General features: G+C 45.9%; 9 protein-coding genes and 2 tRNA genes. 5 read left to right on the top strand and 6 right to left on the bottom strand.

Annotated features, from left to right (window positions below):
- Window positions 1-65: 65 nt before the first annotated feature.
- The 3 genes from L0U88_RS03835 (at window position 66) to L0U88_RS03825 (ending at window position 1,386) form a co-directional block, all read left to right on the top strand.
- Window positions 66-141 (top strand) — tRNA-Gly (locus L0U88_RS03835).
- Between the two features lie 47 nt (window positions 142-188).
- Window positions 189-275 (top strand) — tRNA-Leu (locus tag L0U88_RS03830).
- Between the two features lie 58 nt (window positions 276-333).
- Window positions 334-1,386, top strand: a complete 1,053-nt coding sequence (locus L0U88_RS03825; RefSeq protein WP_234864285.1) for a flavin monoamine oxidase family protein — start codon at window positions 334-336, stop codon at window positions 1,384-1,386.
- A gap of 25 nt (window positions 1,387-1,411) precedes the next feature.
- Here L0U88_RS03825 and L0U88_RS03820 read toward each other — a convergent pair whose 3' ends face one another.
- On the bottom strand, window positions 1,412-2,380 hold the full coding sequence (locus tag L0U88_RS03820; protein WP_234864284.1) for a sodium-dependent bicarbonate transport family permease: 969 nt from the start codon (window positions 2,378-2,380) through the stop codon (window positions 1,412-1,414).
- Between the two features lie 90 nt (window positions 2,381-2,470).
- Here L0U88_RS03820 and L0U88_RS03815 point away from each other — a divergent pair, with 90 nt between their 5' ends.
- Both L0U88_RS03815 and L0U88_RS03810 read left to right on the top strand, forming a co-directional pair.
- Window positions 2,471-3,397: a LysR family transcriptional regulator gene (locus tag L0U88_RS03815; RefSeq protein ID WP_234864283.1), complete on the top strand. Its 927-nt coding sequence runs from the start codon at window positions 2,471-2,473 to the stop codon at window positions 3,395-3,397.
- A 65-nt stretch (window positions 3,398-3,462) separates the two neighbouring features.
- Window positions 3,463-3,735 (top strand): hypothetical protein, encoded by a 273-nt coding sequence (locus L0U88_RS03810; protein WP_234864282.1) that lies wholly within the window; start codon window positions 3,463-3,465, stop codon window positions 3,733-3,735.
- A 14-nt stretch (window positions 3,736-3,749) separates the two neighbouring features.
- Here L0U88_RS03810 and L0U88_RS03805 read toward each other — a convergent pair whose 3' ends face one another.
- From L0U88_RS03805 to L0U88_RS03785, 5 genes are all read right to left on the bottom strand, one after another.
- Window positions 3,750-4,901 carry an alkaline phosphatase gene (locus tag L0U88_RS03805; protein WP_234864281.1) on the bottom strand — a complete coding sequence of 384 codons (1,152 nt, stop codon included), beginning with the start codon at window positions 4,899-4,901 and terminating at the stop codon, window positions 3,750-3,752.
- Between the two features lie 14 nt (window positions 4,902-4,915).
- A complete protein-coding gene (locus L0U88_RS03800; protein ID WP_234864280.1) occupies window positions 4,916-5,980 on the bottom strand; it encodes a LamG domain-containing protein in 1,065 nt (354 codons plus the stop codon).
- Window positions 5,981-5,992: 12 nt separating this feature from the next.
- Window positions 5,993-7,564 (bottom strand): RagB/SusD family nutrient uptake outer membrane protein, encoded by a 1,572-nt coding sequence (locus tag L0U88_RS03795; RefSeq protein ID WP_234864279.1) that lies wholly within the window; start codon window positions 7,562-7,564, stop codon window positions 5,993-5,995.
- Window positions 7,565-7,575: 11 nt separating this feature from the next.
- The gene (locus L0U88_RS03790) at window positions 7,576-10,665 is read right to left on the bottom strand and encodes a SusC/RagA family TonB-linked outer membrane protein (RefSeq protein WP_234864278.1); all 3,090 of its coding nucleotides are present in this window, start codon (window positions 10,663-10,665) and stop codon (window positions 7,576-7,578) included.
- A 285-nt stretch (window positions 10,666-10,950) separates the two neighbouring features.
- Entirely contained in the window at window positions 10,951-12,591 is a 1,641-nt protein-coding gene (locus tag L0U88_RS03785; protein ID WP_234864277.1) for an alpha,alpha-trehalase, read from the bottom strand.
- Between the last annotated feature and the right edge of the window lie 63 nt (window positions 12,592-12,654).

Raw genomic sequence — 12,654 nt, 5'->3', positions numbered from 1 at the left:
CTCTTTAGATACACTATCTGGTACTATTTTTTAGGTTCAATTGGAAGCCGGTCAGATAGTTTTTTGCGGAAGTAGCTCATTTGGTAGAGCACAACCTTGCCAAGGTTGGGGTGGCCGGTTCGAGCCCGGTCTTCCGCTCCAAAAGATTCCAAACCTACCGTTTGGAATTTTTTTTTGGTGGATGTTTTGCCCGGGTGGTGGAACTGGTAGACACGCAGGACTTAAAATCCTGTTCGCCGAAAAAGCGAGTACGGGTTCGATTCCCGTCCCGGGCACAAAAAGCCGATTCAGTAATGAGTCGGCTTTTTTTATTGTTTTTGGAAAATATTCAAGATGGAGAAAATAGTAATTGTTGGAGCGGGGTTAAGCGGGCTCTATCTCGCGAATTTATTGCAGGAGGCCGGCAAAGAGGTAGTAGTACTGGAGGCCGCAGACCGGTTGGGTGGTAGGATCCATACGATTCAGGGAGTTGAAGCTACCCCGATGGAACTCGGGGCAACCTGGTTTTCGGATATGCATCCCCGTTTGCTGGCCCTTCTCGGAAAATTGAACCTGGATAAATTTCCACAGTTTTCTGCCGGCATTTCCCTGTTTCAGACAAAATCGTTTGAACCTCCGCAGAAATTTTATATTCCGGAATCTGAAGCGCCCTCGTACCGGATAGCCGGTGGAACCGGTGCACTTATCACAAAGCTGGCTTCGCAATTACCAGCAAAAGTCATTCGACTGAAACAGCGGGTGCAGGAAATTCAGGAAACTGAAAAGGGATTGGAAATCGTAACCGGAACAGGTGACCATTATTCAGCAGATAAAGTAATCCTTTGTATTCCTCCACAGTTAGCGGGTGTTAGCATTCAATTTAGTCCAGCTTTACCGGAGCCGCCCGCAGCTGTATTGCCATCGGTACAAACCTGGATGGCTGGCGCTATCAAATTCACCATTGAATATGCAGCACCCTTCTGGCGCGAGGCCGGGTACTCAGGCATGCTCTACTCACATGCCGGTATCGTGATGGAAATGTATGATCATACCAATTTCGAAGCAACCAAATTCGGATTTACCGGATTTCTAAACGGTGGAGCGGCTAATTACTCTGCAGTTGTTCGAAAAGAACTGGTTTTGCAACAACTTGTCCTCCTGCTCGGAGAAAAAGCTGGAGATGCGTTGAGTTACCAGGATAAAATCTGGATGGATGACCTGCTCGTTTCCGGTAATCCCATCGCGCAAAGGCCCCATCAAAACAACGGTCATCCTTTATTACAAGCAGGTTATATGAAAGATCGCTTGTTCTTCTGCAACACCGAAACAGCTACAGCGTTTGGTGGTTATATGGAAGGGGCGGTAAGAGCAGTGGAAGCATTGTTCAGTACCGTTTTTAGACATTGATTGCAGCATTTGGCCTGCCTTGTTCTTACCCGCAAAGATAGAGTGCCAGTTGGCGGTAAAGAGGTATCCCGATGATGATATTAAAGGGAAAGGTAATGGCCAAAGCTGCTGTGAGGTAATAGGAAGGATTTGCTTCTGGCAACGCCACCCTGCAGGCTGCCGGAGCAGCAATATAGGAGGCGCTTGCTGCAAGTATCCCCAGGATGGTGGAGCCGCCTACACTAAGTCCGGCCAAATGGCCAATCACAATGCCTGCTATTGCATGCAGTACCGGGAAGACAATTCCAAAAAAAGTGAGCACCCAGCCTCCCTTTTTAAAATCCGACAAACGTTTGCCTGCTGCAAGTCCCGCTTCCAGCAGAAACAGTGTCAGCAATCCTTTGAAAGGTACATCCAGCAAGGGTGCCACCTGTTCCCAGCCTGTTTGACCTACCAGCCAGCCGATTATCAGAAACCCAATCAATAAGAGTGTGCTTTTACCTGCCAATAGCTCCCGGGCTATCTGGTCTATGGATGCCGGTTTTGTATCCTGCCGGTTGGGGGTATACAGTCTAACGAGTGCGATCGCGATCAGGATACCGGGTATTTCCATAATGGCCAGTAAGCCCGGCATAAAGCCTTCGTATTCGATCCTGCTGCTTTCATGAAAAGCGATGGCTGCACTGAAGGTGGCTACTGATACCGATCCATAATGAGCTGCCAGGGCTCCTGCATTGTACACATCAAATTTGCCTGATTTGCGCATGATCCAATAGGTCCAGACCGGAATGCAACAGCTCAGCAAAACAGCCGCCAGCAAGGGTACAATCATCTCACTGAAGTTGACAGAGGATAATTTATAACCACCTTTCATCCCGATGGCAATCATCAGGTAGATGGTGAGCGACTGGTGCAACGACTCCGGAAATTTAAGGTCGCTTTTCAGCCGGGTAGCTATAACACCAAGCAAAAAGGCGAGAACCATGGGGGAGAGCAGACTTGCTGTTAAATTCATGATGGTGGTTTGCTTTTTTCGGTCGCAAAATTCAGTAGTTTTATACTTAAACGATATTTATATTAATTATTTGGAGCATAAATACTGTTTATGAACTATACACTTCATCAGCTACAGATCTTTTTGAAGATCACGCAAACCAAAAGCATTACTCAGGCGGCGGAAGAATTGCATCTTACACAGCCGGCGGTATCGATTCAGCTCCGGAATTTCCAGCAGCAGTTTGATATTCCACTTACGGAGATCGTTGGACGAAAAATTTATATTACGGATTTTGGCAAGGAAATCGCTCTTGCAGCCGAGGAGATACTTAACCAGGTGCAGGCCATCAATATGAAAACGATGGAATTCAAGGGGCAATTGGTAGGGCGACTCAAAATCTCCATTGTATCAACGGGTAAATACGTGATGCCTTATTTTTTATCCGGCTTTATGAAGGAACATCCTGGGGTTCAGTTGCAAATGGACGTGACAAATAAATCCAGGGTGATTGAATCCTTACAGGATAATGAGGTGGATTTTTCTCTGGTATCGATCCTGCCACCTAGCCTGAATGTAGATAAGCTGGAGCTGATGCAGAACAAATTATTCCTGGTGGGTAGCTCAGTATCGCAGTTTCAAAAAAAATCATACGACAAAAACATATTTGAAGAGCTTCCGCTCATTTACAGGGAGGAAGGCTCCGGTACACGAATGACCATGGAACGATTCATTGAACGCAACCGGATTGCAGCAGTAAAAAAGGTGGAGCTCACTTCCAATGAGGCCGTCAAACAGGCTGTTATAGCAGGATTGGGCTATTCCATTATGCCATTGATTGGTATTAAAAATGAACTGAACGCTGGTGTGTTGCGAATCATTCCGGTAAAAGGGCTACCCATTTCTACCAAATGGAGTATGATTTGGCTAAAAGGAAAGATGTTCTCGCCCATTGCAAAAGCCTATCTTGAATATGTCAGGAAAACAAAAAAAGAGATCATTGAGCAGCGATTTAACTGGTATGAACAATATTTATAGAATCCATTTAAAATATAAATGAAAATATATGGATTGCCGGACAGATTTTTGCTCAAATTTAGTTCATGCAGATTCATTTAATCGACGGGCATTTTACTGTAGCGGAGGCTGAAAAATTATTAAATGCAATAGTTAAGGCAAAAGTTGCTTTTCATGAGGAAAGGCTGGCTGCCAAAGAGCCTACTGTTGAAGAGGTTTTACATTCGGAGCGTCGGATCAAGGATATCCAGAATGAACTCAGAAAGGCACTGGTTCGGGTGCGTGCCAGTGGTGGTGAGAAGATTCATCTGCAGGCAGCCATCGATATCGATTTTATTGCCGTTATGGATTGTGCATAAAATGGGGTATATCCTTAGTTCCTTTGTCGAAGCCGAAGTAAAGACTGTATCTTCCTGAAAAGTTCCGTGTTCTCATAAATTCCGGTGAAATGTTCTGCGCCTGGTCCCCAGGCATAAACTGGTACCATTACGCCTGAATGACCGCCTGTTGAAAATTTCCCGCTAACATAACCGGTTCCTTTATCTCCGTCGAGTAGGGTGAGTCCACCGGTTTCATGGTCAGCAGTTATAATTACCAGGGTCTGTCCCTCTTTCGCAGCCCATTGCAATACCTTACCGATGGTCTGGTCAAAATCCAGCACTTCTTCAACTACACCTGGTAGATTGTTCATGTGTCCCATATCATCGATGCGGGATCCTTCCAGTAAGGCAAAAAATCCTGTACGATTCGTCTTCAGCAGATCAAGGGTATGGATGGCAGCCTTTTGAAATGCGGTGCCTCTTTTGGGGGCAGTATCCAACTGACCATCTTCTACAAGGGCCAACACCTTCGCCTGGCGAGTCGAAAGAAATTCGGCAGTGCTGTTGATGACCTGGTAACCTTTGGCATTCATTTCCTGTAACAGATCACGTTGGTCCTTACGATTGTTAAAGTACCTGCGACCACCACCAAAGAGTACATCTACATTACTGTTCAAAAAGTCTGTAGCGATTTCCTCTTCTTCCTCCCGGTCTATATTATTTGCTGCGAAGGATGCTGGTGTGGCATCGGTAATAGAGCAGGCTACTGCGATACCTGTTGCCAGGCCGTTTCGTTTAGCAATATCCGTTAGTGTATGGAGGTCAGTTCCTGCTGTATCAACACCCACGGCATGATAAATCGTCTTTTGTCCGCTTGCCATCGCTGTAGCTCCAGCTCCGGAGTCGGTGATCAGTTTATTGGCAGCAGTGGTTTTTGACATACCTGTATGTGTGCATTGTTCCAGGTAAAGTTGTCCCCGGTTGGCCACCCATCCGGCTGAAACCTGGGTCAGGCCCATACCATCACCAATCAGCAATATCACATTTTTGATTTTCCCTTTTTTAGGAGCGGGAATTTTTTCAACCGGGTAGGGGACCTGCAGTGTGTACTGCAGGTTGTCCCTGATCGGTTGCTGTCCTGTCTGACCAAGCCCGAAGACAGGAAGATATAAACTGACTGCTGCTACTAAAACACGTTTTATCATCTGAGTTGAACCGCTTATTTGGTGCTGTTGTAAATGTCCAGAATTTCAGCAGCTGTAAGTGCCTGATCATAAAATACGACACTGCCGAATTTACTACCAAGACGATCTCCATAACTTCCGGTTCCATCCTGATTTATTTTAACCGTAGTTCCGTTGTTGATATCCATGGGAACTGCAGCGCCGGACACTCTTTCAACACCATCTACGTAAATGGAAAGGCTGGAATTCCGATTGCACACGATGGTTGCAAAATGCCATTCATCGCCGAGAATTGTTTCTCCTTCGGGTAGACGGATATCGTTTTTCAAACCGGCACCATCACTTGTAACAAAACGAAGGCGACCATTCAGCCAGGCTACAACCCAACCTTTGTTATTGGAGCTGTTCCAGTCCATAGTACCCAGAATTGCCGGATCGCTGATATTGTGGTTGGATTGGATCCAAAAGCTTACGCTGAAGTTTCTATTCGCTCCAAATTGCAGGAGAGGGGAATCCTCAATAGAAAGGTAAGAGGGTGTGCCTGGTTTGAAAGTGGCAACTACACCTCTTTTGGGGTCTTCCGAAAATCCCTGAATGTTAAAATCAGTAGTCTTTAATTCAGTGGTGCTGCCATCCGCTCTTTTAAAATTCACAATGGAAGGAATTTCACTGATCACATTGAATGTGTAGGATTTCATGGAAGGATAGCTGAATCCATCTTTGCCTGCATCCTTGAAATAGACATGGAAAAACAGGGAAGCACGCTGACCAAATGGAATTGCCAGATCATTCACCGGTACGGAATAAGAAGCAGTGGTGCCATTTACATCCAGTGTGGTGAGTTTGCTCTGTGTTACTGAATTTACAATGTCAATTTTTTCAATTTCCAGTGAAGACTCCAGGTTCACTTCAACCTGGTCGGTTTTGCGGTAATAATTGCTGAACACATTTGTAAGCGTTTCACCGCTTTTGGGATCCTTATGCTGAAAGCTCAATTCGAGTCCAAGCAGGCGGCCATCTGCTTTTGCTGCTTCTTCTTTTGTACATCCGGTAGTGAATACCAGTATGCCCAGCAGCAGGTTTGTTATAAGTTGTTTCATGTTCGTTCGGTTTTAGTAACCAAGATTTTGTTTCAGGTTCACACTTTTAGAGATCTCGTTGTTCGGGATCGGGAACACATGGTGAACAGATGGGTTGAAGTTTCTGGCTGGCCATACTACGATCTCTTCCAGCGAGGATACGGTACTGCCCGACAAATTCACTTTATAACCATGCAATGGTTTTGCATAAGCTGCCTGTGCATCACCCCAGCGTACCAGGTCGAGGTGACGGAATACACCAAATTCCAGCACGAATTCGCAACGACGCTCTCTTTTAAGATCTTCCTTAGTTGCGTTGGTGATGGGGTCCAGTCCGGCACGCACCCTTACTTTATTCAGTGGCTCATCCCCGTTCCTGCCCAGCCAGATCAGCGCTTCTGCTTTCATTAATAATACATCTGAATAGCGTACGATAGGTATATTTAAATCTGTGGTACCATTATCACTGTTAGGGTTAACCGTATTTCCAACGGCTTCAGCCGGACGGAAAGGTGCGAGGTATTTAACAATGGTCATAGCGGTTGGACTGGAAACCGAAGATGGATTCACTGCCCAGATAAGTTGATTGCCTACAAATTGCAGGGTGTCTCCAGGGAAACCAATGGTTGCTTTCCTGCGGGTATCACCTTCTTCGAATGCTTTCCAAAGCTCAACGGTTGGCTGGAAATAGCCCCAGGTATTGTATATACCAAAGCCGCCGTTCTGGAAGATTACACCTGGTAATTTGGATCCGTCAATCTCCGTGCTGGTGGCACTCATGATGTATTCCGGACTCCAGTTGTTTTCGATTTCAAATACATCGGCATAACGTGGCACCAATCCGTGTTTGCCACTGCTGATCACACGATCAGTATACTCAATTACTTTCTCGTAATAAGAAGGATCGTATTGTGCAGCGTATAGGGCAGCTCTTGCCATGAGCGACCATGCAGCGGTTTTGTGCATTAGTCCCCATTCTGCCTGCGGCAATTCATCAAACCAGGGAAGCAGGTCAGCTGCTTTTTGCAGGTCTTCGATGATCATATCATAATTCTCCAGGACAGAAGTCGGACGAGGCACATCGATTTCATCGATTGGTGTGTTTTCTGTAACGATGGGAATACCGCCATTCGGGCCGTTATCGCCATACCAGGGCGCGAGCCAGAGATAGGAGAACCCCCGCATGAAATAAGCATGTGCCAATACACTGTTGCGCACCCGGTTGGAAAGTTTGGTGGCATTGGGTGCCGAACGGATCAGGTTGTTGGAATAGTTGATCGTCTGGTACATTTGAGGCCAGTTATCACGCACATCCCTGCTGCTGGAACCTTCATCCAGAAAGTTTTTAATGTTCTGTGCTTCGGCCTGTGTACGACCGGTAACGAAGTTGTCGCTGCAGTTTTCAAACCACATGAAACCACGGCCCAGTGTGCCTTCCCGGTATTGCCAGTAAAACAGGGAATATACTGCCTGCATTGCCTGGGCATCCGTCAGGTTATTAAGTTCAGATGGCTGCCCATAAGGCTGTAATTCGAGGAATTTTTTGCAGGAGCTCAAACTGCCTGCAGCTATAATTAAAGCGATTGCTATTAGTTTCGTCTTCATGATGGAACTTTTTAAAATGAAACATTCATACCTACACTAAACATCCGGGACACAGGAAATCTTCCGCCATCAATACCCAGGTTGCCTACTTCCGGATCAAATCCTTTGTACTTGGTGATGGTGATCAGGTTTTCTGCGTTTGCGTATACACGTACCCGTGCGTCTTTTAATGCTAATACCTGCTGCATCAAACTGCTTGGCAGTGTATAAGCGAGGTGCAGGTTTTTCAACCGCAGGTAATCTGCTTTATCCAGGAAATAGTCAGATACTTTGCTGAAGTTTCCGTTCGGATCTTCAACTACGGCCAGGTTGGGAATATCTGAGTTTGGATTGTAGTTATAGGAATTCAATACATCGGTGCTCATATTCCATCCTTTGGAACCGGTATAGGTCATGGCTTTCACACCGTTGAATACATTCACTCCGGAAATACCCTGCATGAACAGAGAGAGACTGAATCCTTTCCAGTTGGCTCCCAGGTTAAAACCATAGCTGAAATCCGGCATATCATACGCGCCCATATAAACGCGGTCTCCGTCGTTGATGGTTCCGTCATTGTTAACATCTCGGAACTGCAGATCACCGGGACGTGCATTGGGCTGGATTTTTTTGGTAGTACCACTAACAGGATCGGTCCAGGTATAATCATCAATATCTTTCTGGTTGCGGAAGATACCTACAGCATCGATCAGGAAGAAAGAATGCCAGGGCATACCTGCTGTTGAGCGAAGCGGGTTCATGGAGTTTACACCGTTGCCATGTGCGATGAACGCGGTTTGACCTATGCTGATCACCTTGTTATCGAAGGTACCCAGGTTGCCGCCGATGTTAAAATCAACGGATCCGATTTTTCGGTTATAGTTCAGTGTGAATTCCCATCCTTTGTTTTCCACCTGTCCAATGTTGAATTCAGGAGGAGATGCTACCCCTGCAACAGAAGGAGTGGGCATGGATTCTATCAGATCCTTGGTCTTCTTAGAGAAATAATCGACAGTGGCAGTTAGGGAATTGTCAAACAGGCTGAGGTCAAGACCAATATTGATCTGCTCAGTTCTTTCCCATTTCAGGTTAGGGTTGGGAATAGTGGGCTGGAAAATTCCAAAAGCCTGTCCCTCACCGTTAGGTCCGAGGAAAAGCGGCCAGGAAGTAACCTGGTAGGGAGGTGCATAAATGAATCGGCGCACGGATGCGATATTTCCAACCTGTCCCCAGCTGGCACGAATCTTCAACAGGTTGATTTGTTGAAAGCGCTGCATGAAGTTTTCGGAAGAAATTTTCCAGGAAGCAGAAACCGCCGGGAAAACATCCGAGTTATTGGTTGGGCTCAATTTGGAGGAGGCATCCCGGCGAACGCTACCTGAAACAAAATAGCGGTTGTCAAAAGAGTAGGACACTCTTCCCAGAACAGAAACGAAGGTTTCTTCCCAAATATCTTCACTCGGACGGATTGACCAGTCGGTACCGTTGTTGAAGATAGTCTGGTAAGGATCTTCGAACGCGTAACCCCGAACTTCCGCCCAGTTATAGCGGGATGTGCGTTTGTTCATCAGGAAACCTCCCATGGCGGCTACATCGTGCACGTTGTTGAAGGTCTTGTTGTAAGAGAGGATATTATCCCAGTTCCATCCCGACGCGAGGGTGTTAGAGATTGAACGGTAATTCTGGTTGATCGTACGACCAGGTTCCAGGAAGCGCATCTGGAAAGATTCATTGCGGAAGCTGGTTACGTCAGCAGAAAATTCAGAGCGGAACTGTAAGCCAGGTAAGGGTTTCAAACGTAAGGAGGTTTTGGAGAAAATCTTATTGGCTGGATTGTTATGCTTCACTTTTTCCAGCATGGCAACAGGGTTACGTAAGTCGGCTTCTACACTGAAACCTTCAGCAAGCGCCCAACGGGGAACGGTACCGCCGTAGAGCAGTTCGCCATCCGGACCGAATTCGCGAACAGTGCTGAAACGGGGATAAGCCATTGCACCGAAGATTGTTCCCGTGTGCCCATCACCGATAGCACTTTGCCCCTTGTTGAAATCATATAATACATGCTGACCGATTTCAATCCATTTTGCCAGGTTGAAATCAACATTCAAACGGGTGGTCAGTTTTTTATTGTAGGTATTAATCAGGGTGCCCTGTACGTCATCATAACTAACCGAAGCAAGCGCTTTGATCGTATTGGTACCACCACGGATGGTCAGGTCATAGTGTTGCATGCGGCCTGTACGGAAAATCTCATCCACCCAGTCGGTACGGGTAACATTTCCGTAAGGGAAGGTGATGGGGTCGTAGGTTTTCGGAACAGTTCTGCCGGCAGCAGTGGAAGCGTCTTTCCAAACCATGTTGAACTGTTCTGCAGTGAGCACTTTGGGCGTGCGCCAGGCCTGCTGCGTACCATTCCAAACATTGGCTTCGATAGTCATTTTTCCGGCTTTTGCCTGTTTGGTGGTAATGAGTACCACACCACCTGATCCGGCGAAGGCTCCGTAAATGGCAGCAGAGGATGCGTCTTTTAAAACCGTGATGGTTTCAATATCGGCAGGGTTATAAGGAGCGCCTGGAACACCATCTACAACGATCAGTACGGCATCACCATTTTTGTTGCCTTTACCTCTGATACTGATGGAGCCAGAGGAAGTAGGATCGCCACTTTGAGTAACATTCACACCGGGCATTTGTCCCTGTATGATATTACCCAGTGATGCCGGCCGTCCTTTAAAATTATCAGTCACTTTTACTGTAGAAACAGCGCCCTGCAAATCCTGTTTGCGGGCATTGGCATAACCAATCACAACCACTTCATCGAAACTGGATCCTGTTGGCTCCAATACCACATCAACCGTGATTGAATTTCCAACCGAACGTTCGATTGTTTTCATGCCAACGGCAGAGAATACAAGTGTTTTCGTGCCTGCAGGGATATTGATGGTGTAAGTGCCATCATTTTCTGTTACGGTTCCTGTCGAACTGCCTTTAATCATCACAGAGGCACCTGCGATGGGCGTACCGTCTTTACCGGAACTGACCGTTCCGGATATTTTTTGTTGGGCGCTTGCGGAAATAGCAAGCCCGAACAGGAATACTAAAATACCTGTGATTTTTTTCATACCAGTGGCTTTCGTTGATTAATATGTAGGGTTAAATAATGCTGATTGTAGAGGAGTAGAAATTTTGGTTTATGAACAAATGTTTAGCAGTAGTAAACATAAAGATATGGGCCTGGTTGTACTGCATCCTACGCATATGCGTATAATAAACTTCAAAATGCGTAGAAATGAAATTTTAATTTGACGGATATCAACTAGCTAACGGCAATCAATAAACGCATAAAAAAACTGTGTATCTTCTACATGATACACAGTTTAATTTATTGTTAGTTTTTAGTAAACTAATTAAATCTTATTCATTCCGGGTTTAATATCAATTGTATCCGAACCACCTGCCCAACTAAGTTTTAATTTGAGTGGAAGGTTTGATTGAATGGTAAGGGAAGGCTTTTGTTTTTCACTGGTTCTTGCAGCAGCCTGTAATGATAAGATGCCTTCCTTTCCAATCGGATACCGATCAATTCCATGTTCTTCTGTCAGTCGTACATCCCAATTGATGGTATTGGTTTGAATGCTGGATCGAATTCCAAAAATTCCTTCAAATAAAATGGAGATGGGAACGAGGCCGGTCCAGCCAATAAAATCAGGTCTTGCCAGTAGTCCGGGACTAGTTGTTTCAGGAGCATAATATTCCCAGAAAGTGCCTGTGTCTTTGAACACCTGTAATACCTGCTGGTGGTGTTTTTTAGCGAGATCAAATGCCAGGGTGTGAAGGTTGTTTTGTCTCAGTCCGGCAATTACCATATAATTAGTCGGAGCCCATACACCTCCCTGCCAGTAGCGCCCATCCGGCTGGTATTTTTCATGGTTGGCCGGCATGGATGGAATTGGATGTTTGCGTGCAAAAGTTTGCGTATCCGTTAAATGTGCAGTAAATTTTTTTAATTCATCCGGTTCCAGGATATCCGCCCAGAGTGCCCAGTAGGCACCGACTGATTTGAAATTGCCAATTGAACCGTCGGCATAACGGTCATAGAAAAACGAAGTTTTGGAATCCCAGAGATTTTCGCGGATCCATTTCTTCAGGAATTTGGTTTCTGATTCAATGTCTTCAATTTCCTGCCAGCGTTCTACATAAAAGCCAAATTCAACCAGGATTTTTCCAATGTACAATTGTTGCAGGCAGGTATCCAGCCAGGTCATATGGCCGTGTGAAAAGATCGGGTTGTATTCTTTATGCACGCGGGGTTGATTATCCATACCGGTACCCCATCCACTGGACCAGTAGGATCCATCTTTCCAGGTGCGGTTAAGCCGGAGCCATTGATAATAAGCGCACAATACCGGGAAGATTTTATGCAGTCGCTGAATATCTCCGAATTGGCGGTAATATTCCAACTCACTCCAGGGGATCAGATTGGGGCCTGTGCTGGTAGGATCGTAGCGATGGAAACAGTCTTTGCCGGTTAGCCCCCATATTTCGCGACAAATAAATCCATCCGGATGTTGTTTTCCATAGAAATTATCCAACGTTTGCTGAAAAGGATAGGCCCGTGTGCCATATCGCGCAAACATGGTGATAAAGGTTGAATCCCACATGAAAATATTGCCATTGTAGGCAGTATCTATGTAGGAAGCAATAAAGCCGGATTTCGGAGCAGGATCCTTGATATTTTTAAACGCAATTTCCCAGGCTTTCCAGTACATGTCGATGGCAGCCTGGTTACCTTTCCAGTTGGGGAGGGGTAACATTTCTTTGGCTTGCGCGAAAGAAGGAGCCGGTACCAGGTTGGGCTGCGCATTGCGAAATTCATTCTCTGTTACAAATACGTTTTTTACGTATGTGTTTTTGAAATCGTTTTGCAGTTCAATATCCTGATCGGGAGCAGAGGAGGGGCCTTCACCTGCTAACAGGGATGGTGCCGGTAATGCAGCAGACCCAGCCAGTAAAAAGGAGTTGCGTAAAAATTTTCTTCTCGAATCCATGCTACCAGTTTTGAGTAAAGCTAAAGTTAACTTTGCTATTAGTCAACTATTTCACTTTTTGCG

This window comes from Flavihumibacter fluminis (assembly GCF_021491375.1).
Taxonomy (GTDB): domain Bacteria; phylum Bacteroidota; class Bacteroidia; order Chitinophagales; family Chitinophagaceae; genus Flavihumibacter; species Flavihumibacter fluminis.
The sequence above is the reverse complement of the archived record's forward strand: the minus strand, read 5'-3'. Positions and strand labels throughout refer to the sequence as shown.

Coding starts and splice junctions, on each gene's coding strand:
- L0U88_RS03820 (WP_234864284.1), bottom strand. CDS start 2,380: ATGAATTTAACAGCAAGTCTGCTCTCCCCCATGGTTCTCGCCTTTTTG.
- L0U88_RS03795 (WP_234864279.1), bottom strand. CDS start 7,564: ATGAAGACGAAACTAATAGCAATCGCTTTAATTATAGCTGCAGGCAGT.
- L0U88_RS03805 (WP_234864281.1), bottom strand. CDS start 4,901: ATGATAAAACGTGTTTTAGTAGCAGCAGTCAGTTTATATCTTCCTGTC.
- L0U88_RS03815 (WP_234864283.1), top strand. CDS start 2,471: ATGAACTATACACTTCATCAGCTACAGATCTTTTTGAAGATCACGCAA.
- L0U88_RS03825 (WP_234864285.1), top strand. CDS start 334: ATGGAGAAAATAGTAATTGTTGGAGCGGGGTTAAGCGGGCTCTATCTC.
- L0U88_RS03800 (WP_234864280.1), bottom strand. CDS start 5,980: ATGAAACAACTTATAACAAACCTGCTGCTGGGCATACTGGTATTCACT.
- L0U88_RS03785 (WP_234864277.1), bottom strand. CDS start 12,591: ATGGATTCGAGAAGAAAATTTTTACGCAACTCCTTTTTACTGGCTGGG.
- L0U88_RS03810 (WP_234864282.1), top strand. CDS start 3,463: ATGCAGATTCATTTAATCGACGGGCATTTTACTGTAGCGGAGGCTGAA.
- L0U88_RS03790 (WP_234864278.1), bottom strand. CDS start 10,665: ATGAAAAAAATCACAGGTATTTTAGTATTCCTGTTCGGGCTTGCTATT.